The 24337-nt window shown below is 50.7% G+C and carries 28 protein-coding genes and 2 pseudogenes; 9 read left to right on the top strand and 21 right to left on the bottom strand.

Translation table 11 applies throughout. The annotated features are described in order from the left end of the window. Positions 1-377: 377 nt before the first annotated feature. The 8 genes and pseudogenes from SGP1_RS06555 (at position 378) to SGP1_RS06515 (ending at position 10278) form a co-directional block, all read left to right on the top strand. Entirely contained in the window at positions 378-1097 is a 720-nt protein-coding gene (locus SGP1_RS06555) for a hypothetical protein (protein ID WP_011410630.1), read from the top strand. 1003 nt (positions 1098-2100) lie between these two features. Beyond that, positions 2101-2964 (top strand): annotated as a pseudogene (locus SGP1_RS25490) (IS256 family transposase). A 2803-nt stretch (positions 2965-5767) separates the two neighbouring features. Next, a complete protein-coding gene (locus tag SGP1_RS26780; protein ID WP_148203399.1) occupies positions 5768-6079 on the top strand; it encodes a hypothetical protein in 312 nt (103 codons plus the stop codon). A 218-nt stretch (positions 6080-6297) separates the two neighbouring features. After that, positions 6298-6486, top strand: coding sequence for a helix-turn-helix transcriptional regulator (locus SGP1_RS26775; RefSeq protein WP_083764694.1), 189 nt, complete (start codon positions 6298-6300; stop codon positions 6484-6486). Positions 6487-7169: 683 nt separating this feature from the next. Next, entirely contained in the window at positions 7170-8120 is a 951-nt protein-coding gene (locus SGP1_RS06525; protein ID WP_011410629.1) for an Rpn family recombination-promoting nuclease/putative transposase, read from the top strand. A gap of 114 nt (positions 8121-8234) precedes the next feature. Beyond that, positions 8235-9104, top strand: coding sequence for a DUF1796 family putative cysteine peptidase (locus SGP1_RS23570; protein ID WP_011410628.1), 870 nt, complete (start codon positions 8235-8237; stop codon positions 9102-9104). A 78-nt stretch (positions 9105-9182) separates the two neighbouring features. Beyond that, positions 9183-9362 (top strand): hypothetical protein, encoded by a 180-nt coding sequence (locus SGP1_RS29260; RefSeq protein ID WP_148203398.1) that lies wholly within the window; start codon positions 9183-9185, stop codon positions 9360-9362. Then, positions 9349-10278, top strand: coding sequence for an acyltransferase family protein (locus tag SGP1_RS06515; RefSeq protein ID WP_158302347.1), 930 nt, complete (start codon positions 9349-9351; stop codon positions 10276-10278). Before SGP1_RS29260 ends, SGP1_RS06515 begins: the two co-directional genes overlap by 14 nt. Before the next feature lie 40 nt (positions 10279-10318). Here the strand turns inward: SGP1_RS06515 and SGP1_RS06510 are convergent, their stop codons facing one another. The 20 genes and pseudogenes from SGP1_RS06510 to SGP1_RS06425 all read right to left on the bottom strand — a co-directional run bounded on the left by SGP1_RS06510 (position 10319) and on the right by SGP1_RS06425 (position 22959). After that, positions 10319-10693 (bottom strand): tail fiber assembly protein, encoded by a 375-nt coding sequence (locus tag SGP1_RS06510; RefSeq protein WP_041866698.1) that lies wholly within the window; start codon positions 10691-10693, stop codon positions 10319-10321. Continuing rightward, positions 10693-11118, bottom strand: a complete 426-nt coding sequence (locus tag SGP1_RS31365; protein WP_166506520.1) for a hypothetical protein — start codon at positions 11116-11118, stop codon at positions 10693-10695. The genes SGP1_RS06510 and SGP1_RS31365 overlap by 1 nt, the downstream gene beginning before the upstream one ends. Positions 11119-11260: 142 nt before the next feature. Then, a pseudogene (locus SGP1_RS36185) lies at positions 11261-11365 on the bottom strand (tail fiber protein); the annotation flags it as partial. Between the two features lie 801 nt (positions 11366-12166). Beyond that, positions 12167-12664, bottom strand: coding sequence for a DUF2612 domain-containing protein (locus SGP1_RS06495; RefSeq protein WP_050747464.1), 498 nt, complete (start codon positions 12662-12664; stop codon positions 12167-12169). Then, the gene (locus SGP1_RS30635; protein ID WP_158302346.1) at positions 12648-12824 is read right to left on the bottom strand and encodes a hypothetical protein; all 177 of its coding nucleotides are present in this window, start codon (positions 12822-12824) and stop codon (positions 12648-12650) included. Before SGP1_RS30635 ends, SGP1_RS06495 begins: the two co-directional genes overlap by 17 nt. An 8-nt stretch (positions 12825-12832) precedes the next feature. After that, positions 12833-13120: a hypothetical protein gene (locus SGP1_RS31360; protein ID WP_050747463.1), complete on the bottom strand. Its 288-nt coding sequence runs from the start codon at positions 13118-13120 to the stop codon at positions 12833-12835. Positions 13121-13561: 441 nt separating this feature from the next. Next, the gene (locus tag SGP1_RS31665) at positions 13562-13822 is read right to left on the bottom strand and encodes a hypothetical protein (RefSeq protein WP_050747462.1); all 261 of its coding nucleotides are present in this window, start codon (positions 13820-13822) and stop codon (positions 13562-13564) included. Further along, positions 13819-14178, bottom strand: coding sequence for a hypothetical protein (locus SGP1_RS06485; protein ID WP_041866697.1), 360 nt, complete (start codon positions 14176-14178; stop codon positions 13819-13821). Before SGP1_RS06485 ends, SGP1_RS31665 begins: the two co-directional genes overlap by 4 nt. Positions 14179-14180: 2 nt before the next feature. Beyond that, the gene (locus SGP1_RS06480) at positions 14181-14867 is read right to left on the bottom strand and encodes a hypothetical protein (RefSeq protein ID WP_050747461.1); all 687 of its coding nucleotides are present in this window, start codon (positions 14865-14867) and stop codon (positions 14181-14183) included. Continuing rightward, positions 14830-15711 carry a hypothetical protein gene (locus SGP1_RS06475; RefSeq protein ID WP_011410624.1) on the bottom strand — a complete coding sequence of 294 codons (882 nt, stop codon included), beginning with the start codon at positions 15709-15711 and terminating at the stop codon, positions 14830-14832. The genes SGP1_RS06480 and SGP1_RS06475 overlap by 38 nt, the downstream gene beginning before the upstream one ends. Then, positions 15704-16009 carry a phage baseplate plug family protein gene (locus SGP1_RS06470; protein ID WP_011410623.1) on the bottom strand — a complete coding sequence of 102 codons (306 nt, stop codon included), beginning with the start codon at positions 16007-16009 and terminating at the stop codon, positions 15704-15706. Before SGP1_RS06470 ends, SGP1_RS06475 begins: the two co-directional genes overlap by 8 nt. Beyond that, positions 16009-16803, bottom strand: coding sequence for a hypothetical protein (locus tag SGP1_RS06465; protein ID WP_011410622.1), 795 nt, complete (start codon positions 16801-16803; stop codon positions 16009-16011). The genes SGP1_RS06470 and SGP1_RS06465 overlap by 1 nt, the downstream gene beginning before the upstream one ends. 10 nt (positions 16804-16813) lie before the next feature. Then, entirely contained in the window at positions 16814-18661 is a 1848-nt protein-coding gene (locus SGP1_RS23555; protein ID WP_011410621.1) for a hypothetical protein, read from the bottom strand. 198 nt (positions 18662-18859) lie between these two features. Continuing rightward, on the bottom strand, positions 18860-19282 hold the full coding sequence (locus tag SGP1_RS06455; protein WP_041866696.1) for a hypothetical protein: 423 nt from the start codon (positions 19280-19282) through the stop codon (positions 18860-18862). Next, entirely contained in the window at positions 19282-19716 is a 435-nt protein-coding gene (locus SGP1_RS06450) for a phage tail fiber protein (RefSeq protein WP_011410620.1), read from the bottom strand. The genes SGP1_RS06455 and SGP1_RS06450 overlap by 1 nt, the downstream gene beginning before the upstream one ends. A gap of 9 nt (positions 19717-19725) precedes the next feature. Continuing rightward, positions 19726-21207 (bottom strand): DUF3383 family protein, encoded by a 1482-nt coding sequence (locus tag SGP1_RS06445; protein WP_011410619.1) that lies wholly within the window; start codon positions 21205-21207, stop codon positions 19726-19728. Beyond that, the gene (locus SGP1_RS06440) at positions 21204-21737 is read right to left on the bottom strand and encodes a phage neck terminator protein (protein WP_148203396.1); all 534 of its coding nucleotides are present in this window, start codon (positions 21735-21737) and stop codon (positions 21204-21206) included. The genes SGP1_RS06445 and SGP1_RS06440 overlap by 4 nt, the downstream gene beginning before the upstream one ends. Continuing rightward, positions 21709-22098, bottom strand: a complete 390-nt coding sequence (locus SGP1_RS06435; RefSeq protein ID WP_011410618.1) for a hypothetical protein — start codon at positions 22096-22098, stop codon at positions 21709-21711. The genes SGP1_RS06440 and SGP1_RS06435 overlap by 29 nt, the downstream gene beginning before the upstream one ends. Continuing rightward, on the bottom strand, positions 22085-22549 hold the full coding sequence (locus SGP1_RS06430; RefSeq protein ID WP_011410617.1) for a hypothetical protein: 465 nt from the start codon (positions 22547-22549) through the stop codon (positions 22085-22087). Before SGP1_RS06430 ends, SGP1_RS06435 begins: the two co-directional genes overlap by 14 nt. Further along, positions 22537-22959: a DUF4054 domain-containing protein gene (locus tag SGP1_RS06425; RefSeq protein WP_041866693.1), complete on the bottom strand. Its 423-nt coding sequence runs from the start codon at positions 22957-22959 to the stop codon at positions 22537-22539. Before SGP1_RS06425 ends, SGP1_RS06430 begins: the two co-directional genes overlap by 13 nt. Positions 22960-23042: 83 nt before the next feature. On the opposite strand from SGP1_RS06425, the gene SGP1_RS06420 reads away from it, so the two are divergent. Next, positions 23043-23309, top strand: coding sequence for a hypothetical protein (locus SGP1_RS06420; protein ID WP_041866692.1), 267 nt, complete (start codon positions 23043-23045; stop codon positions 23307-23309). Here the strand turns inward: SGP1_RS06420 and SGP1_RS06415 are convergent. Next, positions 23306-24337: a hypothetical protein gene (locus tag SGP1_RS06415; protein WP_011410616.1), complete on the bottom strand. Its 1032-nt coding sequence runs from the start codon at positions 24335-24337 to the stop codon at positions 23306-23308. The two genes, SGP1_RS06420 and SGP1_RS06415, sit on opposite strands and share 4 nt — an antisense overlap.

Genomic DNA, 24337 nt, shown 5'->3' with positions numbered 1-24337 from the left:
AGATGATATTAAATCCGGCTCTGATTTGATTCTGTTTCGCCTGTGTCGCCTATTCTATTTATGCATATCTGTGAAAGTTTCATGACGTTACTTTTATGGCGGAGTATAAGCTGGCTTGGGTGTAGCTGGTATGCAAAAACCGGCCGACTGTAAACGAAAAGCCGGGTGCACCTTACTGCCTCAGACGTGGCAGCCTGCGTGCTCGCTTCTATTTCCTTTAAGCACCAGGCATTGAGCCTGGAGTACCTGGATGACTCTCCCTGCCCCTAACCTTTATTTTTACACATACATATCAGTTACTTAGGAGTACATCCTGTGCGGGGAGACACCATGAAAATCCACTTTTTATTTCCGGCTTACCAGGTTATTCTCCGAATATGGAAGAAAAGCCTAAAAACCTATCCGATGAGGATCCGGTGCGGATCGATTTATTCTCGTCGAAAACGCTTTACAGATGCGCGAAAATACGTTCAACACCCGCAGACAACGGAGAACGAAAGTTTGGGTACTTTTTCCCTGCGAAAATGACGCAGATTTCATACAGCGACTCCAGTGATCACAATCTGACCAGAACGGGCGCCGCCCGCTATTTTGACTACGAAAGTGCGGTCGCGCTGCGCAACCTGGCGGCCGCCTACGGCACCGACATGCCGCGCTACCTGCTGGCCCCCGAAGTAGCCGTGCTGCTTTCAAAGGTGACCGATCTCCGCAAACGTCTGTTTATCGATGCCCTCTGGAACACGGGGGGCCGGCTCAATGAAATTCTGCCGCTTACACGGGGCGATTTTGTGCTGGACGATCCGCTGACCGGCACACCCCTCTCTCTTCGCCGTTTGTGGTGCTGCGTACCCTCAAGCAGCGTCGCCTTGAAGAATCCGCCGTTAGCCGTTCACGGCGCCGCGGCCGGCCGACAAAGGAGCAGCAGCAGGCCCAGCGGGAAGTGGAAGCGGAAATACGCGATAATCCGCCGCGTGCCGTGCCCCTCACCGATCCTGCTTTCGTTCAGCGACTCCGTGAATGGTTCGCGACCGTGCCGCCTGCCGCCGGCGCCCGGCTCTGGGATGCCAGGAGTGAAGACACCGCCCGCAGCTGGATAAGCCAGGCGGTTAAGGCCGCTAAACATGACAGCGTCACTTTCTCTATCCGGCCCATCACACCCAAGACATTCCGGGATTCGTTTGCGATGCACCTTGTTCAGCACAGGTGCCACAGAAGGTGATCCAGACCCTGATGGGCCATAAAGACGCAAAGTCTACAATGGTACACACGGGTGTTTGCAATGGATGTGACACGTCAGCTCGGAGTCCGGTTCTCAATGGATACCGGACATGCCCGGGCACTACTCGGGCAGTGATCTCCAAGATACTGACGCGTCAGACAGCTCAACAGCCATCAGAAACGCGGTGGAGATGCTATGAAAAAGCCGTTCCTTAGCTGCGTTTGCCAGAATACTGGATGAGATTTTTACCTGATTTTACGCACGCCAACCACCTTCAACTTCCCTTCAAAGGGGAACAATGCTGATAGTTACGCTGTAAAAGTGGGAATTTCACACTAAAATAAAAGTTATATATCATTTTAAATCAGTTAGTTATAAGTTAATTTTTAAGAGGTAATTCGGAAAGCTCTGCTACGCCAGAAAAACTTGTCTGTAATGTTCAGATAGCATCATCGCGTTGACATGATTCCCTATTTTATAAGGTTGATGTTAACGCTTCTCACTCCGACCGAGCATAAGGTCGTCATTGTTAGTGTTCCTTTTTTGCGTATCCGCTCCCAGTTAACTGACTCATGTTGCCAATTAACTTTGACCGATATAAATCTGAATGCCTGCTTTCATTCGAGGAGAATGCCTAAAGCATACCTGTTGTTGTCACCAGAAAGCATCTACTTGAATGCAGGCGTTACTGTTTTTCAAATGAATAATGTACTAAACGCTTAAGCATCTCCTTATAGATTTTAAATAAATAGATAAAACAGCAGGTTATCAATAAAGAGTTCTGAGTTACGCTCATTTCTGGTGTATGAGGTTTCGGAGAGGGTGGCGTATCCTGCTGATTGATTTCGTGGATGATTTCAACAACAGAGAGATGATACGCCATGAAAAAGTCTACCCTACAGGTCTCCGCAGAACCAGATATTACCGATGATCCCTTGCATGCACTCATCCGTCATGGTGCCAGACAACTGATGGCCGCCGTCGTTGAGGCTGAGCTCGAAGCCATGCTGAACGCCGTCTTGACGATGGGCGTCATGCCGTCGTCCGTAACGGTTATTTGCCACAGCGTTCAACAGCGCGTTGCTGCCGCCTTATCTGAAGCGAGCAAAAAGCGTCGAAGCGTTGCTGCCATGGCTGTATCTGCGAGGCATATCCACCGGTGATTTTCATGAAGCCCTGGGGGCGCTACTCGGTGAAAAAGCCCACGGCCTCTCCGCGAGTACCATCAGCAGACTGAAACAGCAATGGCTTGAAGTGCACAGGCAATGGTGCCTGCGTGATTTAAGCGATACGCGCTACGTTTATTTCTGGGCTGATGGCATATACAGCCATGTCAGGCAAGATGATCGCCTTTGCCTACTGGTCATTATCAGGCGTCACTGAGCATGGACGTCAGGAGCTGGTTGCGGTCGAAGAGGGTTATCGAGAATCAGAAGCAAACTGGGCCGAACTTCTCAATGGCCTGCAAGCAGGTGGCCTAACCGTATCTCCCAAGCTGGCTACGGGAGACGGTGTCCTTGGTTTTTGGAACGCAATGGCAAAGATATTCCCGGACACGCAGCACCAACGCTGTTGGGTGTGGTTCGAGAGAAACCACCCTGTCAATGGTATTTAAGCTGCTCCAGTCTGCTCAGAAAAGCTGGAACCGGCTAAGAGGATTTGACCTGCTGACCCTGGTGGTAAACAACGTCCAATTTCAGGATGGAGAACAGATTCACGAAGCATCAGAGCAGAGCAGAACGTAGCCTGATCGCCATACACCAGATTTGATAATAACTCTCGGCCCGACGCGGGCGCCTGTTATTCTTAAAACACGCTCTGATAAGCTACAAATGATCCCGTGCGCATTACCTCGGCGTGCCGTTTGGCACGCGCTGGGGTTTGCTGCGCCCAGGTACTCGTTAACATCCCGGCCGCCGCCCCGGTATAATTACCCGCTGTGATGAACGCCAACGTATTGGCAAATTTGGCCAGTCCTTTCACCCCCATCTGATAAGCCATACTAATGAGAATGTCCTGGCGGGGTCCATTACATACCTTCATGGCCGCCCAGATCTTAGGGGTAGCGCACATCTGATCAATTTCCGTGTTCACGATATTCTGCAACCAAACGTCTGAAACTTCCTTAGAAGGGTAAAGGTATAATAGGAAAGTGGCGTGCCCTCTGGTCCCAACAGAATGCCTGTTCCCACCATTGGAAATCCGAGGCTATCGTAATAAGGCGTCTCCCGGTATCCCTCTTCATAATTCAGCAATGGGATTATCTGGCTCACGTTCGTTCTCCTGCTTGATTGATTCCACGATTAATAAGGTTTGCTCACCGTATTTCAGGCAACTTAGCAGATTCATTTTTTACCCCATCAATCGTTTAATCCTTTACAGCAATCTGTTGTGCTCGTCGTGAGCAAGCAAAAACACACGCATCGCAACGACCTTACTCAATGACAGAGTCAACAAACGAGCTTTGGTTTAATAGCGATGCTGTTATGAAATTCAGAATTAATAATCAATATGTTTCGCACACGGTAATATGGCTCTTCAGCCATTATGGATCCGTTTTTTTAAACCTAGACCGCACGGGACCAGTCACAGGCATTATGTAACGAGCCGCTTATCTCATTAGGCACGCAATAAATTGCGGTGACGCAATGGATATCACACCGCTAATGCGTCGTCTCCCAAGCATAATCAACGCGGACTTGTTAATTCATCTAACCAGCCGCGGGTGGCGTTGCCGCCCTCTCCGTTGCGTATAGCACATTGCGGTCCGTGGAAAAGAATAATGTTGCCGATAAAATAAGCTAATTTTAATTTTTTTATTAAGCTGAAATGATTTATCATCATAAGTTAACGGGAGGAGAAAAAAATGTTTAATTGCGGAGATGTTATAGCAATAAATTTTTGTCAAATCCATTTGGAGCTTGCGGTGCGAGAGATTGAACATTATGGCTATGTCACTACAACTGCCCTGGCTCAGATTCTAAGAGCAACACGGCAAACACAAATCAGGTTTAACGACGGCTCATCGGCAAAAATCAATTTCCATGAGCATTTTATTGTTTACCAGGATCCTAAAGGAAACATTTTAACAACGGAGTTCTACGATTGCAATGGCTAAAAATAATGACAGCCCCGGCACACCGCGTGGTTTTAATAATATGGCAACCAGCCGGCCCGCAGCACATTATTTGTCGCCGTAATACAGTGTGGATAATCCCGAAAAGTTACGCCTGTTCGTGAGTGGAAAATAAGCTTATGACTTTTCGCCATCCGCGAAATCTGCCCCTGGCACCTGAGTCTGCTAGGCAAATGCCGGATATAACGACGATGCTGCACTTCAGTGGATTCATATTTGGAATGGGGGAACGGATATATGCCTTGGGATATCGCTACAAACACAGCTGCTAAATTTAGCCGTACAGGAGATCAACGCAAACGGCGCGTTGACGACCAAGGCTATCGCCAGTACGTTGATGGCGATGCGCCAAACGCAGCTCACTTTCAGCGATGGTTCGACCGCCACGATGTTACCGAGTATCGTTCTATTGCCTATCGGGACCCGGAGGACAACTTGCAGGCAATGGAATGTTATTACCGGCTTTGTTGAATAATAGGGAATCATGCTGTTTTGCCATACTCGTTTTGGCGGAAAATGCTTGTCACTCTAGGTGTGCCGTTTTCTTACGCGGCCTAATTGCATGATTTTACGTTGCCAGGATCAGCAGTTGCACTGGAGGGGCAGCATAAAATCGGTTTATTCAACAAAGCCGTTATTACCCTGAAGAATAGTGGCTCTCGCCTTAGCCCAGAGCCCAATGTGATATGCAAAACCGAACAAGACAAAGAAGCGGGCAGCGCAAACCGGAAAACGGCTGTACTATTGCTTTTTAGGGAAAGTGCACCCCTTCCCCTGACACCCTGAAAAATCCAACAACAAGCGCACCTGATTCAGGACGATGCTTGCGTGACGGTTTTCTCCATCAAGGCTGCGCCATCCTTCATTCTTCAACTGACGCGTCTAGCATCCTCAGTGCCTGAGCATAACGCAGTTATCACGTTGTTTATTACCCCGGCTTACGGCCCTTTTTGGTCACATCAGCGCCTTTCAACTACAGATACGGTCTGTTGACATACTGCAACAGTATGTTTCCAGAGACTGCTCAAGGCGTACATTTTGTTGGTACTATTATCAAGGGAAATACACTTACCGGCCGCCATGTCATAGCGGTCTCGCTATCGTTATCAGTCACATGAACGAGCAACATGTCAGGAAAAGGTTGTGGGATAAGTAAACAGAAACGGGTTACACCAGGATGTCCACTTATCAACACACCTATCGTCCTTAGCCCGGAACACGCTCCTGATGAACGCCATCAATGACTCTTTACCGCCATGATGAAATGCCACAACTTTTATTTTTCTATCTCAACGAGATTATATCGACTCCCTGTCTAACTGGGGGAATGTACTCTTTACTTGGGTGAATACATGTGTAATTTTGAAAATTTGCTGAGGAGTGCATACGAAGTAAACACGGGAGACTACATCATGGATGCTTATAATGCATTAATTGACGATAAAATATTAACTCTGCAATCTCTTAATACCCTTTCAACAAGAACAATGTTAGAAAATGCACCTATATCTTGGGGGATAAAGGACACTGAATCTAGAGATGTCTATATGAATAAATCCTGCTTAGATTTTTTGAATTCCCCCAAGGGAAGGGATCTGATTACGAAGGAAAAAAAGATGCTGAGTTCCCGTGTGAATGGGCAACAATGGAAGCCGAATATCTCGCGCTGGATAGCAGAGCAGTGCATCGATGGCGCTGAGATTATATCCACCTCATACTACTAGCTGGCGAGATAAAAGATTTGAACCTTACTATTCACCACAGTTTCTGTAAAAAAATAAGGATGATGATTCATTAAGAACAATATATTATGCCAAAAAATTTAATTATGTACTCATTCACGATTTATTGGATAACATCTACCCTCAATAATATCATTGACCGCACCTGTTGATATTTTCACGAAAGATAATGAGACATCATTATTTAGGCGATACAGAAATTGTCAGCGAAAGATATTGCCAAAAGATTAGCGATCTCATTCAGAACCGTTGAGAATAGGTTAATCAGAATTTACGAAAAAATGGGCGTTAATTCGATCAGAGGGCTGAAGGAATATTGCCAAATTGTGGGATTAAGCAATTATGCCCCCAAGAAACTTCTAAGAGAAGGGGTTAACTTCTGTTGGTAAAAAAATGACCAGGTTAAATGCACCGCGAATCCGCCCTTTAGAAGCGGACTCGAAAATAACAGACCAATTAATTTGCAGATTCATATTTTTCCATTAATACATCTTCTACCATCTTAATTCTACAGTTTTCTTGCTTGATATCCAAGCCGATGGCGTGATCTCTACTCAGGGATAGAAAAAAGTATAAGAAACGTTCCACTTAGCATTACTGACGTTAAGAGGCTGGGTAAGTATCTAGCGGGTTTAGCGCGATGCGCTTTAACGTTTGATTCAGCATGTAATACAAAGAGATGGCTTGTTTTAACCTGCAGTGGCTCACATTTGCTCCAGCATAGCAGAGTGTCTATTTAACGTTCATAGGGATGCTCTGATGTTAAATGGTATACCCTACAGGATTCAAACCTGTGACCTACGGCTTAGAAGATAGTAGGTATATTTTTAAGTCATTGTAAATACTGGCCTAATCTGCATTCACAAATGGGAAAGTGGCAAATTGTGACACTCTAATGACACTATTATGGCACTCTAGTGACGTCACTAATCTGGCACTATGAGAAGTCAGCAAAAATACAAGGTGCTACTGCAATAATTTATGAAATTATGATTATTTATCGTAAATTCACTTGATAATTATATAAATTATTTCAATGGTTAGATTTTCATGATCACGGTATACTGCATCGATGTCCAAGTCCTCACTATCTCAACATGATTCCCTGTTCAAAAAGTTCCTCGGCGATATCGCGGTCGCCAGGGACTTTCTGGAAATCCATCTGCCGCCGCATCTGCGGGAGCGCTGCGACTTCGGCACACTGGCGATGGAGTCCGGCTCGTTTATCGAAGATGACCTCAAGAGCCAATGCTCGGATATGCTGTACTCGATGAAGACCACTGCGGGCCATGACGGCTACGTCTACTGCCTCATCGAACACCAGAGCCGCCCTGAGAAGCTGATGGCGTTTCGGTTGCTACGGTATGCGGTAGCGGCCATGCAGCGGCATCTGGAGCAGGGCAACGACCAGTTGCCGGTGATCATTCCGCTCCTGTTCTATCATGGCACCACGTCGCCGTATCCATACAGCACCCAATGGCTGGATTGCTTTGCTGACCCTGAACTGGCAGAATCAGTCTACAGGCAAGCGTTCCCGCTGGTTGATATCACCGCTATGCCGGATGATGAAATACTGTCTCATCGGCGGGTAGCGCTGCTAGAATTGGTGCAGAAGTACATCCGAACGCGGGACATGCTAGAACTGTCTGCTGATATCGCTCGTCTGCTCAATCTATGGGCGATACCGAAAGAGCAGTTCCGTAGCCTGATGTACTATATCGCGGAGCGGGGAAATACTTCGGATGAGTCGCAATTCCTACAGCATATCGCCACCAAAGCAACAGACTACCGGGAGGACATCATGACCATTGCAGAGCAGCTTGAAGCTAAGGGCATCCAGAAGGGCATCCAACTCGGGCGGCAAGAAGGACGTCAAGAAGGCATCCAGCTTGGCGAGCAGAAAGGTCGGCAGGAATCAGCCCGCAGTATCGCTCGCCAGATGCTTGCCCGTGGCATGGATCGCGATGTAGTCAAAGTATGCACTGGCCTATCTGACCATGAGCTGGATGATTTGACGCGCTAGTAGTTTCTCTGCTTTTCTTGATTTTTCCCAGCAGCGTAGCTAGGTTTAAGGCTGGGTTATTTTTTTAACCTAAAACCTGCAATATCTCATCAGCCAACAACACTTTCACAAAATATGAATATACTTGATAAACACAGAGTCATGGGTTATGTAAAAAACCTTTTGAAATTCAATGCTGATAATACTGCCTCAGAAAGCCTATCACGCAGTTCTGAACAACTGCCTAAGATTTGCAATAGTCCTACATGTGATTCATCAGAACTTAAAGATGAAAAGACACAGCTACAAAATAACCAGTTGCATATTAATTTTGGAAGTAAAAAAATAAATGGACTGCCTATTTCTCATGTTGTCTCGTTAGGTAGCCATTGCTTGACAGCTAGTATATTAAAAAAGTATGGTTTGAAAAAGGCATCATTTCCTTTTGACTGGATTTTTTCTAGTCCCGAAGTGGTTATTGATTGTCTAAATGATGAATTTGAGTTATTTCTTGATAAACGTCAACATAAGTTTGTTACGGGCAATAGGGTAAATGGTAGCAGTGAACCAGGTGCTACACATATTTATTTTCAGGAGCATTATGGAACTAAAGAGTTTTTTACGCATAGAGACACCACAATCGAGGAGAACTATAATTACTATTCACGAGCAGTCTCTAGATTTAAGGAATTGTTGAAATCTGATGAAGGAAAATTATTTATTATAATAAGTCGTGGGAATCGTGATCTTATAAACAATTTTGATGCCTTGACGAAAGCATTAGAACAAAAAACCAATAATTTTTTCTTAGTTGGTGTTCAATTATTACATTCAAGAACGGAAAGTTTCCCCCTTTTCTTGGATGAGAAGAAAAACACTGTAAATTCAGCTCTCTACAGCTTCTCTTCAACATCAGTAGAAGAATTTAGAGATCATTACCCATCTATGACAGATGAAATGATAATATTATCCTTAATCTCAGATTTTGATATTAAATTAATTTAGCCTATTTTTTTATTGGTATAGATGATTAGAAGAAGTGAAATTGCAACATATATACTTTTCAAGGATACCCAATAATAAATGAAAGTTGATTCGATGAATAATAAATATGACAAAGTGGTTTTTGCAGATCAATTAAGGGTGTTAGCCTTCTTATGCGTGGTTATTGTACATTGGATAGGTGTTTATGCCATTCATAAAGATGTTGTTTCTGATTTGACATTTTCACCGCCATCAGAAATTGATATTGAATATATATAGAATTATCACTCCTGGCATACCCGAATTCAATTATGGACCTTTTGGCGTTGCGATTTTCTTCATCATCAGCGGTTTTGTTGTATCTTTTTCATTAAAATCTAAAGAAAGAATACCTTTCATTAAGGCAAGGCTGATTAGGATTTACCCAACGTATATCGCATCAATGTTTATTATGATAATAGTTCTTTATTCAACATCAATTTTTTTCTGGTCAAACAAGCCAAGCCTAACAATTAGTGATATTATATCTAATGTTGCTTTAATTAATAACCTAGTTGGCATCAAGTCTATTGATGCTGTTAACTGGACATTAGCAATAGAGATAAAGCTTTATCTTTTATATACTACATTCAGAAGTATAATCATAAAAAATGCCAGCCCGTTCATCTTGGGATTTGGATTGTGCTCTATTTGTTTTTCTTACTTAGTATCAGCTAATGAAAATCATTCAGCGATAACTGCTTTTATTTCTGATGTGATTTTCATAAACTACATAAACATAGGACTGTGCTTCTACCTTGCATACTCCAATATAAAAGGCACTACTGAAACTATTTTTCTTGGAGTCTTTTCCATGGCCAGCTTTATTGTTTCGCACCACATGATATACAGCCCCCCTCTTCACAAGCTAATAAGCTTTAATTACACGTATGCAATAATTCTGTTTTTTATTGCTTATATAAATCTAGATCATTTTAAAGATATAAAAATTATTTCTTACCTTGCAAAAATCAGCTTTCCATTCTACGCTCTACATTCAGTTATAGGATATATAACTCTACGCATACTTGAAAAAGAAGGTGTCCGATACAGCTCTAGCTTAGTTATCACATTTTTAGTTATTATTATCCTTTCGCATTTTATCAATAAAATCATTGATTCACGATTCACAAAAAAAATAGCTCGCAAAATTTGATTTTATTTCCAATGATTAATGCCAATCATGGGATAGGCGGCTAATTAAAATTAGGTGCCGTAGACGTGTCAACGGAAATAAGTAAATCAATATAATCAAGCCATAAGTTCAATTGAGAAATCTCAATATCCGTGAGCTTTTTTCCAATAGCCAGCTTAACCTGCCATACAAGAATTTTCTGTCTTGCGTTATTTAGCAGTGATACCTTTTCTTGTTCAGCCAGTGCTACATATTCTTTATGCGGTAATGAAGGTGTATCTGGCCGTTTAAAGCCTCCATTAACATATTTCCATCCAATGCCTACGCCTTCAGAGGCAAGTACTGCTTTTCCTTTTTCTGGACGCCATTCAGACTTACCATCCCATACAACAAAATTGGTCACTACGGCATCTTCTATGACAGCATAGTTTTTCATCAAGAATATTCCTCTATAATACAAATGCCATTTGCACCACTACCAGACGATGTACTGCTTGAACCAAAACCTGCCCCCCCAGAACCATGCGCTCTAGCAGATAAAGATTCACTAGCATTCACGCCAGTTCCACCGCCTCCCCAGTAAGAAACGCCTCCAACAGTACTATTTCCTTGAGATCCTCCGCTTGTACCGTTACCACCATCAATCCCAAAACCACTGCCAGAGCTGCTTCCCCCTAATCCGAAATCCGTTGTACCGCCATTGGCCTTCATTAAATTACCAAAGATTGAATCCCCACCCGGGTTACCCACTGCGCCAACATTTGTAACCGCCTCTCCTCCAGCGCCGATTGTCACGTAAGTACCATCGATGGGTTCATCAATGAAAGCAATTCTTGTCCCCCCCGCACCACCCGTGTCCACCTCAACGCTTACGGACGAAAGGGGCGTGACATCAAGTAGCGCTTCAGCATTTCACGCGGATTTTCCGTGTCCCCAGCGTCGGCGTATAGATGCCGCTTTTGGTGAAGGACTGGATATTCAGCAGGCGGCCACTACTGAGAGTATCAGCGAGCGCCTTCACCGCCTTTGGCGTCGCAGCCAGCGTCTCGCTGTCGCTGTCTATGGCGCTGCTAAGCTGGGTGATGCCCGCAACTGTTGTGCTGGCATTCACGATACGCGGCACAAGGCCACTGCCGTCGCCAATAATCTCCCTCGACTCACCCTTGGGCACCACAACACCCGCTCCCGCTTTCGTGCGACAAATCAGCGAGCCACTGCCCGTGCATTGATTCACCACCGTCCAGCTCGTCTGCCACGCGGGGAAAATGACCGCCATATTGGCCTTCAGCTCACCTGTAAGCACGATACGCACCTTGGCCGACTGTAACGTGGTCAGCGTCACATCCGCCTTTACCAGCCCGGATAGCGTGGCAATACCGTAGTTTTCTGCCGGTACCCTGCCCGTCAGCCGGTCGTCTGCCACCTCGGGATTATCCAGATTGTTATTGTTATCGACGGTGTTCAGCCAGAAACCGCTGTTCTCCACGTTCGGGATTTTCGCACCGGCAGGATAACCGCCGACGGCGTTGGCAAACGCCGCATCAAACGGGTAACCCGCCCCGGCATTGGCCCAGCGACCCATCGCCGAGAGTTCATTGAGGATACCGTTAAAGTCCTTGCCGCTGGGCGGAATGCCGCCCGAGACTTTGGGCACCATCGTTTCCGGCGGAAAGCCCAGACTCAGCGAGGCCTCGCCGCTGCCGGTTTTGCTTTCCAGCGGGATATCACGCTTGTTGCCGTTCTGCCCGAACGGTATCGCGTGTTTGGTGGGGGTATGGCTGGATTTCATGTAAACTCCCATAAAAAACCTGTATGTCGCAGGTCATTCAGTAAAAGGTGCCCTCATCCATCGTATAGGTGTCTGCCGCAAAGCCCAGATTGAGCGTCGGCGCAATGATAAATCGCACCTCTACCCCGCTCGGTACCGGCACAATGCCAGCGTTTTCAGTATCGCCAGGTCAGACGGCGTCGGCGGAAACTCGAACACAATGTTCATGGCCATATCCCACCCGTCAGTGCAGTACACCTTGCCCCGGTCAGTAAACAGAATGCGCAAAAAGCGGTTAACCGACGGGATAGTGGCATCGGTAATATTGCTAAAGGCTTTTGCCCGTATCAGCTTGCGGTAGGCATCATCGGTTAATCTGACCACCGATGAGGGTTGCAGCCCGGCATAAAACGGTGACACATCGAACGGCTGCGGGTAGCCGTCAATGGCGGTGATTTCAACTTCGTCAAAGCCCAGATAATCCGGGGTATCTTCCACCGTCAGATAACGCGACACGTCGACAATTTTTCCCCAGATATCCAGACCATAGGTTTGTGCCGTCTCGATATCCCATAACGCCGTTAAAAAGGTGTCGGTAAAGCGCTCGAGACTGACGGCCTGCTCAAAGGTGGCTATCACAGCGTTTAACGCCAGTGATGCTGCATACTACGCCTGTATCGTCTTCAGGTAGTTCAGCCGTCACCACCTGAATAGCCGTCTCTGACGTCACCGGCACCTGGTCAATACCCAGCGTCACCCCCGACGACCAGTGCTGAGCGTCCAGTGATAGCTCTATCACCGCGATATTCAGCCTGACCGGGTCAGCGGCGGCACACCGGCATAAAACCGCCCGGCAGGGATAAGTGCCCCGATGGTCGCCGCGGCGTTGATATCGTCCTGCCCGGTAAACGTCTTGATAATCGCCTGCTGGATACGACTATCGGTATCGGCGGGCAGCTCAGTGCGCTGATTTTGCAGCGTCACCCGAAAAGACACCGTGGTGGGCTTTGCCGTCTGCCACTGCAAGGCATACTCGGGATACAGTGGGCTGTAGCCCTCGGTATGTTGAACGGTGTAATGCGTATCGCTGTTCATCTCGCAACCGAGGGCCTTGTTGTTGAAAATAGCCTGGGCAATATCGGCCTGTGCACCGCCAGCAGCGCCTCCTGAAGAGACACATCCAGATTGCGCGCATTCGCGGCGACAGAACGACGCCGGCGCGCTTCAAACGCCGTACGGCCTTCTACCTCATTGCCCAACACGCCGGCGACGTGATTCGTGATGGCCGACCAGCCCGGTAAATCTGGATTAACTCCCCGGCACCGAAGGGAATAGGCCCCTGGGTCGTATTCTGGAACCAGCGCTGCCGCTCGCGGGCAGGGTGGCAGCATTGACCGCAACATACTGATAGCCGCGCGTATCTTGCGCCACACTGCCTGCGGGAATGACCGCCCCCACCGCGCCGCTACAGGTCGCCGTTACCAAGGTGCCCCGTCCGGCAACGCACTTCAGAAAATAAAGCCGCCCGATACCATCCTAAAAACGCCCAGCGGCATAATCCGGGTTAATCTGGTTAAACAGGCACAGCAGCCGGTCATACACCTCGGCAATGATTTCCGCTTCGCTGCTGGCTATCTGCCCCTGTGGCGTGGTCAGTTCACGACTCATGCTACTGCCCAGCGCAGCATCAAAATCCACCAGGCGACCCGCCAGCACATCGGCAATATCGGGAATAGCCAGACCCGCTGCAGTGAGAGTGACGCCCGGTACCGCAGTCGTTAAGGTTTTCTCGTTCATAAAGACACCTGGCTGCTTTCTCCATTCGTATCGACCACCGCGATAACGCCGCTGGCCCCGCGCTTATCACGATGGGCTATGACGGTGGCTCTGGCCTGCGCCACGTAGGGCAGTCTCATCGCCTGTTGTTCAAGCTGCGCCTGGATAAAGGTGGTCGTGGTGGGCTTACCCAGTATTTCACTCATCCACGGTATGCCAAGCTTGTCATTGAACCACACCTCGCCCAAAAACGTTTTACAGGCGCTCGCCACGTCCTGTGCCACTGCGGCCGCCTCGGACACCGTGGCAAGATGACCGGCCCCGTCCAGCGTGATATCCCACGTCTGTGAATGCAATTTCAGTGACTGTGTTAGCATGCTTACTCCGTCGGAATATCGGGCGGTGCAGACGTGACGCGACTGCTGCCGCTCTCCACACCCTGTACGTCGTGCCGATGGCGGTTAAAATGGTCGCGCAAGTCTTTGAGCGACACGCTATTACTGCCGGCATGGTCAACGATATCACCCGTGAAGGCCGCTAGCGGCGTATCGATGGTCACCCCTTCCGGGGCCTTGAGGGTGGCATGGTGGCACGAGACATTGACCGGATTGGGGGTAACGATATTGATCGCGTTTTTCGCCAGCTCCAGATATTGCGTCGGAAAGGCATTCAGCAAACCGCCCAGATAAACACCGTCCGTGCGCGAGTGGCGACGCTGGCTACCCGCCAACGCTCCCCGGCGGTTGGCGACAACCAGGCTGATATCCCGGTCACAGACAGCAAACAGACCGATATCCCCCGGCTCCGGGTTCATGATGATGGCACTCCCGCCACATTGCCAGCGCAGGAAACGGACACCGTAGACCGTGCCGTGCGTTATCGGTTTGCCCTCGGGATCGGCGCGGTTAACCAGCGAGGTCACATCGACAGTTTGTGCCGCCGGATCACAGGCATTGACGCATGCCAGCTCAATAAACACCTTACCGGTCAGCATTTTTTCAATCATAAATTCAATACTGCCCGCATCGCTATTGCTGTATTCCGCGCGGATATACGGCGTTGTCATCGGTGACACTCTCCTTGGTTGCTTGGCAGACCGTTTGCCACACCCCGCCTTCGCTCCAGGTGGTCAGCACATGATCGGCGGCAAAAATAATGTAGTTGCCTGTGGCATTCGGTAATGCAGTCTCAAGATAAACCGCCCTGCCCACACTCAGCATCGGGGAGTAGACGGTATTAAACAGGATCCCGCGGGGGGTAAAGACCGGGTAACCAATCAGGCCATGTGCCGGGCTGATGTGCGGACGCAGGCCATCACGTTGTTTTACCCAGGCATGAAACGTATTCTGCTCATCCACAAAGGCGCTGAGGCGGTAATCGAAACAGATATGGATCAGTTGCTCAAAGGGGCTGCCCTCGTAATAGGGATTATTGGCCACACCGGGCACATCGTGCAGATCCACCCCCATACCAGCGGCACGGGCGATGGCGCTAAGCATACGGGTCAGTTTCACTGCGCCCTGATGGGTAAAGGGGGGTGCCGCCCGCTGTCTTGCCGCCAGCGCGGCCACCGCATAGAGGTGAAGGGCCGGCTCTGGAGCGGCATTCATATCCGCCCACGCCGACACAATGCCTCCCTGAAAAATCTGCCCATCTTTGTGGTAAAGGCCGATCCGCAGCGTATCCGGTGAGCCAGTATAGATACCTTGCCCCTTGCTGGAGAGCATCGACAAGAGTGTCAGCGACAGCCCGCGCAGGGTGATCTCGGCGGTAAAACCCTGTATTCCGGTACAGGCGCGCATGATCACCTGCGCCTTGACGTTGCTCAGGGTAATTTCATCGGTATTGTGGTTATCGAAAGCCCCCTGAGTCAGCGTAAAACGCACACTTAATGTTTTATGCTCATACATTCAGTTCATCCGCCGTCAGATAAAAAAGCCGGAAGCGATCGCCCAGCTGTGACCAAACCGGATCCTCCGTCCCTTCCCGGTCTGAAAAAAACAGATCACCGGCAAAGCCCAGATAGCCATATCGCACCAGACGGCTCATATTCAGGCAGGGGATCCCCTGAAGCAACGGCTTGCCCTCTACCGTCAAATCCAGATAAAGGCCGTTGGGCATTTGAAACAGGCGGATAAGGCAGGATTGCCCCGCCAGCCCCACGGTAAACTGTTGGGCTTTCAGGGGGCTAAGTGACATCTCCAGCATCAGAAAAGTCCTTGCGCGATAGCGTGAATATCTTGACGAAGGGCGTTGCCGGTGGCGCTACCGACCGCCTGCGGCGATTGCCCGACCGTCTTGAGTGCGCGGGTATTGCCCGGCGCGGGAACAGGCTGTCCGCTGCGTGGTACCGCTTTCACCGTATCCAGGCTCACACTACGGGTATTACCGGGTACCGATTCAGTGACCGCACTGGCACTCTTCGCCGTGGCATTGGCGGCAGGGCGGTTACGCGTCGCCGGGGAGGACAGCACGACCTCTGTCGCCTGTATCACCTCCTGAAAAAACAGATCCACGACCAGCAAGGTGACGCCGTTTCTTGCTGTCACGCTGTAGTCCTTGCCCACCAGATCATAGCTGACAAACGTTTCTTTCGGTGTTTCAATATCGTACAGATCGGTATTGGCGATCATGTCGTCGATGGCCGCCAGGATATCGCTTTGGCTGGTCAGCGTCAGGTTAGCCAGATTCGGTATTGAGCCGGCATATCCGGTAAAGCCGTTAATCACCACCCTGACCGTCAGCTTGCCGGGCGATTGGATCTTGTTGAAGGCACCGTACTGGCCTTGGGCCACGGGTGCAGTAAGAATGTTTGCCCCTTTGGTGGGCTGCAGCGCCACGACGCCATCAAACCCTAATGCATTTTCTGACGTCTTATGCTTTAGAATACGGTAAGACGCCCCGACGATACTGTTGATGATACTGAGTGGACTGCCACCGCCCAAGGCATTGAACAGGGTGGCGGCATTGATATTCAGCCTATTGCGATTAACGAACGCCATAGGACCCCCTTTACGGCATGACGCCGCTGATATACGGCGCGGTCAGCTGCGATTGGCGCGCCTTTTGCTGTATCTGCTCGAGCAGCACATCAGCCTGTGCCGTGTTCGTCGTCACATTTACGTTCTGGATATGATTTTCCGTTACGGTATGGCTGACACGCTGGCTATGATTGACCGTCTGCGCCTGTTGGAGAGCGCGTTGCTGCTGCGGGTAGTACGCTGCCATCTGCGGATTGTCGGTACGACTGTCTGCTACCGCCTTGGCAAGGGTCAATGCGTCATAAGGGTTAGTGCCGTTTTCATGCCGAATAATGGCCGACACCAGTTTTTGCATCACGGCGTTATCATTAAGGTCAAGTCGCGTATGCGCCTCAACACCTAGCGCCTTGGACACCTGCGCAATATAGGCGGCGGTATTATTTTCACCGGCCGGTGCCCACGTAGAGATAATATCGTTAACGGTGCGCAATGGCCGCCCGGTGGTTTGTCCGCTGTAATAGCGCATCAACTGTCCCGATAGCGCCTTGATCCCCGTGTAGGGTGTCTCGAAGATGGCATAGCGCCCATCACTCCCCGTCGCCCCCTGCTGCCTCCTAAACTCAATGTTGCCGGGATTGTTGTTGCGGATCCCCCTCGATAGGCGAGCAGACTGTGCATGCTGTGCAACCTGAGCGCTATTTACCGCCAGATTGTGACGCTTCAGCCGTACAAGCTCACGCATCTCTTCGCTTTGTGTGGCGATCCCGCCATAGTGTCGTCCGTCTTTTAATGCCTTGAGTCGCTCCCACACCTCCACGCCCGATGCGGTGGTCACATACGCGCCGGTTGCCGTGAGGGCCGCTCCGAGGGCCCCTGCCCTACCAGCAGCCCCCACCGCGCCACCCGTCAATAATCCTTTTGCTTTGACCGCTACCCAGGCTGCCAGCAGCAGCTTCATGGCATTTTCCGCGCCGCCGACCGCCGCCGTAAAGTCCTGGATGCCTGCCGCGCCTGATTTGAAAAAGGCCGCAATATCATCGCCATGATCGGCAACATATTTAATCAGGTCTTTCAGTATGGGCATCAGCGCTTCGGCTATCGGAATAATGGCGTCGTACGCCTGCAGGCTTAAAATCCCCATCTGTTGCTTCAGATCTTCGAGCTGGGCATTGACCCGTTGCGCCTGGGCAATCAGCGCGGGGGTCAAACGTGAATTACGGGTAAATGTGCTGGCGTTACGGTCAAATGTCTGGTCGCTCATGCTGCGTTGCAAGCCCGCGTCGAGTCCGAGCCGGTTAGCGTATTGCAGACGCAGATCGGCGTTTTTGAGCGATCGCAATGCCTGGCCAACACGTGCGAAGGCCTCATCTGGCGATGTTGCACCGATAATGTCTACCCCGGTGACGCCCTGTAACTGTGATAACGCCAGCGTATAGTCATTGACATCCGTAATACCGGCACGTAGCCATGCCTGTGAATCGCGCAGGTTTTTTAGCTGCGTCATCACTGCGCCGGTACTGCTGCCGGCGGCTTCTGCGGCACGAGACAGCCCATCAAGACGTTGTGCCGGGATAGCCAGATAGGCGGACTGGTTTCCCAGCTGGGTCAGGGTGCGCGATATGCCGCCCAGCAGGCCCGTTATGCCGCCAAGCGTCAGGGAAACGCCAAAGAAACCCAGCGCCGCCTTGGATAGCGCAGAAAAGGCATTGACCCCCTCCCGCCCACTGGCGGCCACCTGTTTACTGAGCACACTGACCTGTTTTCCACTGTGTACCGTGTGTTTATCCAGATCATCCAGGGCAATGACGATTTTCTTTTTGTTGTTAAGAAAATCGCGGGCGTCTACCCGGTAGACATAGACATACTCATCGACGTCCATGGTTGACCTCGCTGTAATGCTGCCAGGCAGCGTGGTTATGGCTTTCCACCGCTATCATTTCCAAAAAATCCCACAGATCTTTCACGCTGTAATCCCGCTGCAGCTCAATTAAGCGCGCTTTACCTGAACGCACCACGGCGGCGATATGCGGGGAGATATTGCGGGTCGTGACCAGTGACGAGGGACTGCCGCCGTCTCTCAGGCAGGGGTAGTCGATTCGGCGGCGACGGTTAAAAAATCGAAATTGAGCCTGAAAACGTTATCTTTAAGCGCGCGCAGGGTAGAAATCTCCTCAAAATCATTATCAGGATCTAGCGCCCGCTCTATCACCTTGCCCTCATGCTTAATCCGTATTTTTACCGTGGACAACAGTCGCTGGCTGATAAGCCTGGCCGCCTCACGATCTGCATTGGCAAGGGCCGTGAGGCCGACTGTCGCCAACCCCGCCGTGCCCATCTGCACCACCTCGGGCGGAATGCTGTAAAAACGTGACTGGCCCATGACTCTGAACATCTCTTCAGCCAAATATTCACCCGCCACGGCGGACATTTTGGTGATGATAAACACCTTGCCCGCATCACGGTTTTGCTCTTTCACGACATACTCATGTGTTTTTCGCATTACAGGGCACTCCGGGTCACCGACTCAAAATGAAAAACGGCCTGGCGCGCGCCAAGAATACGTTGCCCTACAGGGGCTGGGGGCCAGGAATACAGCACCCCGTTAACGAAGCTGTATTTGGCTTCCAGGGCCGGTATGGACAAGATGGCATTACAGGCGAAGATCGTGATAGCGGCGCGCTGGGCGGCATACCAGTTATCAAATCGCGTCGCGGCTGACGAGGTCGGCGTCAAGCTGAGCGTCAACTCGGTCGGATTGAAGACAAAACCGGCGTGGTACTTGCCGTCCGCGGACATCAGATCTTCAGCCATTTCAAGCGCGGCGGTTTCAAACATGCTGTCAGCGGCGTAATCGTCTACATCGAAGCCCCCTGGGTAAAACTCGGGCACCACAATGCGCAGTGCGCTATTGGCACTGGTAATATTCGTAAGCATGAATTGTCCTTACATAACGTCGAGAGAGGCGAGGCGGATATGCTGGATAAGGCTACCGTCAGTATAGAAAAAGACTGCCCCGGTTAATTTGCGCTCGGTGCGGTTCGTGGCACTCTGTGGCGGGATAGCCAGGTACCATCCCTCAGCATAAAGCGTGTTACTAATCTCTTTACCGACGGCATTATTCACCTGCTGGCTCTGTGAGGCGTCCAGCGTGATCCCGGTGCGGATCGCACCAAAATTCAGGGCTTTTTGCGCCACATCAATCACACAGGCCCGCAAGGCGGTATACCCCTTTTCATTAAAGGGAAACGATTGGTTCTGTGTGAAAACAGTGGCGAAAGCCCCGAGCAGGTTGGCGTTGATCCACACCTGGCACAGAAAGGTATCGAGCCATTTAAACGCACCACTGATGGCCCCGTCTGAGGCATAGTGATAGACGATATTGTTCGCCCCGAACCTACCGTAATAGGTGTAACCGTTTGACGCCAGCGCATCGGCGATGGTGCCATCGGTGACATTCGCAGGTAGACCCGAAAACGCGCGGAATTTATAGGAGACGCGCCCATGGGTGGCGTCAAAATTCAGTGAGCCCGCATACGCCAGCGCCGTCATGGCATAGCGGTAATCGCCGTACATCATGGCAACATTTTGATAGCCGTTCACCGTCATTATCTGATGCGCCAGACAGTCGGGGTTATTGGCTATCGTTCCCGCCGAAGTATTATCCCAGGCGATATAGCCAAAACGGTAGTTCTGCTGCGTCGCCCAGGCAGCAAACGCCAGGCTTTGTGCGGTGGTCGGCGCAAACAGCGTAGTAAACAATACCCAGTTCTGATGCGCTCGGGTCAAGGTATCCATCGTTTCGGCAACCACTGAGGGGGCTGCGCCCTGAGACAACGCTGCACCGCTGTCAGCGGTCAATTTCAGCGCCGCGGCAGCACTCCCCGAGGCAAAGGTTATCGTGCTGTCTGCGCCCGCTTTCACGCTGCTGACGCGAAAACGCTGCTGGACCGATAACCATTTGACTGACACCTTGTTGCCTATCGCCGTTTCAAGGGCGGCGGCGGCCGCATCATAGCTGGTCACTGCACTCAGATTGATATCACTGCTGGTCACGGATTGGCCATCAACCGTCAGCTTGAGCTTACCACTCACCGCTTGCAATGCCGTCACGGGCTGGCCCTTGAAACTGCCCGAGACCAACCAGGCCGACGCACCGGCCTCGTCAGTCACAAAGCGGCCTATCAGTAGCGTACTCGCCCGTGTCGTGGCGTTGTCGTAACCGTTAAAATAGAGTCCGGCTGCCGTGTATTCGTCCGACGCAGCGCCAAAATAGTCACCCACGGCGGCCTGCGTGGAAAACGCCTGTACGCTACCGGTTGGGGCCAGGTCATTGCCGGTCAACAACAAGCCCGTCATATCCAGCGCCGTGCCTGCCGCACTGATGACGCCCGGGGTAATGGAAAAATCGCGTTGTAAGGGGATCATGCTAAAGTCTCCTGGTCTGCCTGATAAGGCGATACCGCCGCCCGGTCAAAAAACGCCTGCGGAATGATAATGTCAATCTGGGTCTGCATCGTCAGGGTGACGGTGTAGCGCTCAAGGTACTGGTGTGCATCGGTATTAAACACATTCTGACGAACGTCACTGGCATACAATGGCGTTATGGCCGGATGAAGGGCATGGATAGCGTCCACGGCGTACCCATCACGAAACAGCGTCTCCAGCATCACCGTGTTTTCAGCAGCACGACGGCCGTAAAGGTCAATTTGAACATCAAGGGTGCGTAGCACGTGTTTCGTCACCGTGCTGCTGTCGGTATTACCGGTATCCTGGTTCGTCGCCCAGGTTGTCCCTAGCCGCTTGAAGAACAACGGCGTCATGATAGCGACATCGCCATGGGGCATGGGGACCCGGTTAACCTGTGACGACCAGACTTCACCGATCCCGATGTTGCCGACCAGAAATGCCTGAAGCACATCAAGGATATCATCCAGCGTTAAGGTCACTTGCATCATCCTGCCTCCTGACCAGGAGCCGGCACCAGTCTGGCCACAGCTCTATTGCCTGTTCAACCAGCCAGGTCTCGCCATTGACAAGAAACAGATCGCCGCCTATTTGCTCACGGCGTACTGCCCCATAAAAATTGCCGTCAACGTAAATGGACTTCACTATCCCCTGAAGATTCAGGCCGTCAACATGCTGCAGATCATCGGATGATAAGGGCTGAAACTGGATAGAGACGCGCTGATCTGGCTGGTATTGGGGTTTCTGCCTGGCACCGGGTGACGCCGTCCACCCGGACGCGCGACGTACGCGCGCCTCAATAAACGGATTGACGCGGCCAATCGCCCGGCTGGCCAGCTTATGCAGGTTCATCCTCGCCTCCTACCCAGTGCGTGACGCTGTTTAACATCACACGTGTATCAACAAGAGGATCATCGTTAAGGTTTTTGGGCGGCGATTGCCGCGTGCGCCGCCGGTAAAGGGTCTTCTGTGCCAATGGTGGGGATGACAGCGCCAGGATTGAGGTCTGCACATCCGCAACCGCCTGCTCGCCCACCAGATTTAATGCCGTATCGGTGTCTACGCCGGCACGTAACGCCCGAGTACAGGTGCGCACCCAGTCCACCTGATGTTCAGCGATGGCAATATGGAAAAAAGGGCGTGGAGGCTGTCTTTTCTCCGGTCGCCCCACCTCATTCGTATAAACCACCACCGGCACCGACGTGCCATCAGGGTAGGTTGCGCCTGCGGCAAAGCCCACTTTCAGTCTGCGTGACTGAAGCTGCTTCTCCTGCGCGTCAAGAAGGGCTTTCATCTTACGCAACGTGCCCCTCCTGTTTCGCCGGGTAAATAGGCAAACAGCCGGTAGGGTTTGGTCAGCTGCCAGAAGAGTTGCCCATATTCGCTCTGCATATACCAGACGGCGTCAAAGGGCAGTCCAGTGCCGATATCAAAAGAGACGCTGACGCTGCCTTCGCTGGCGCTGCCGATACGTCCCACAGCCCCCTCACCACCATGACCGTCCGCGTCACCATAGCGGCCATAGGCCAGGTGGGCCAGCAGCAAATACAGCAGGCGCTCGCGTTTATCGAGGTTGGATTCGAGCGAAAAATCGCTGTTATCAAACCCCATACAGGCCAGGTCAAAAAGGTAAACGAGTGCGTCATTGGTAACATTGCTAAAGCGAGGATACCACGCCCGAAATCGGGGGATATCAAGCGTGACCGCCGCCATTTACACGCGCTCCGTGACGACAGCACCTTCGGCACCACCTGCTCCATGCCGGTTTTTACCCCTTTGCGTTCACGGGTGGTATCATGAATGGCGTTTTCGGACTTGATTTGAAAAATCAATCCCTTCTGGACATAAGGCGCGGCGGCGTAAAGCCCCAAAAATGTGTCGAACCACTCGGCATCGACATCACGGGTAATACCACAGCCATTTACACCGAAGGGCGTAAACACCCCCTCTTCAGATTTAACGCCGCGACTGGCGCCGCTAAAGTTCACGCGGACGCCATCAACCGTGACGCTAAGACCGTGTGGCAGGCGGCATCCAACAATGATTTTTTGTGCCATGATTAAATCCCCAACATTTGAGCAAACAGCATCGGCTGTGTAATGACGGTACCAAAGGTTCCGGCGGACACTTTCTGCTCCCAGCTTGACGGCTGGGTGATGACCGGATGCGCGCGGTATTTTTCCGAGAAGGCCACATAGCATGACGGCTGGCCACCCCATTCCGGCAGGAACATCTGCATCAGTTCACCGGCATCGGTACTGAACTGCGGCGCGGTTTCAATCACCAGATTTGGGAAGGCTTTCTTAATCATGTCTTCCAGCGAGGTATTAAAGCTTTCATTAGCGCTTTTCAGGTAGACCGACGCCTGGTTAGAAAGCACCAGTTTTAACGGCGAAGCCATATCTACCCCATCCCCGACGGCACCGTGAGTGCGGCCGACCAGATCGCCGTACAGCGCCAGAATATCGTTATAGCGCTCCTGGATGGTTTTATCTTTCCACTGCGTTTTCTTACTGGCATTCGCCACGGGGGTGATCGGCGTGGGCAGGGACGGATCATTCAGCACCCCGTGGTTCACGCCTGAAACGCCGTAGAAAGCGAACTTGTTGCGCACGATATTCAATGTATTGGCAATGGCATTCTGCTTTTCAGCCACATAATTAACCAATGCCAAACCGTAACGTTTCACTTCCAGATCGCCATAGGTGATCATGCTCTGGTAACGATACTGGCGGATATTCTCCCATTGGATATTGACCTGGTTCGCGCCGTTATTATTGTAATCGCCATAAGACACAGTCTCGCCTGAGTATTCCGAGCGGCCAATCAGATGGTAATCCAGCTCCCAGGCCCCCAGCTTACGTTCACCGTAAATTTCAGCCGCGCGCGTTGGTGCGAAGATGGTTTTCAGTATGGTCGGATCAATGCCGCCGGCAACAATAGCGGGAATGCCGCCGTTGGTCACCGTGGACGGCAACGGCTGCGCGTCATTGGCCAGATAGAGGCGACTGACGGACGCAGGCAGTGTCACACCACCGGCCTTGGCGCGGTTCATCACCGCATGAAAATCCTGTTGAGTAAGTCCTGACAT

It is taken from the genome of Sodalis glossinidius str. 'morsitans', assembly GCF_000010085.1.
Taxonomy (GTDB): domain Bacteria; phylum Pseudomonadota; class Gammaproteobacteria; order Enterobacterales; family Enterobacteriaceae; genus Sodalis; species Sodalis glossinidius.
Note: the sequence above shows the minus strand (reverse complement) of the source record. Positions and strands in the feature narration are given on the sequence as shown.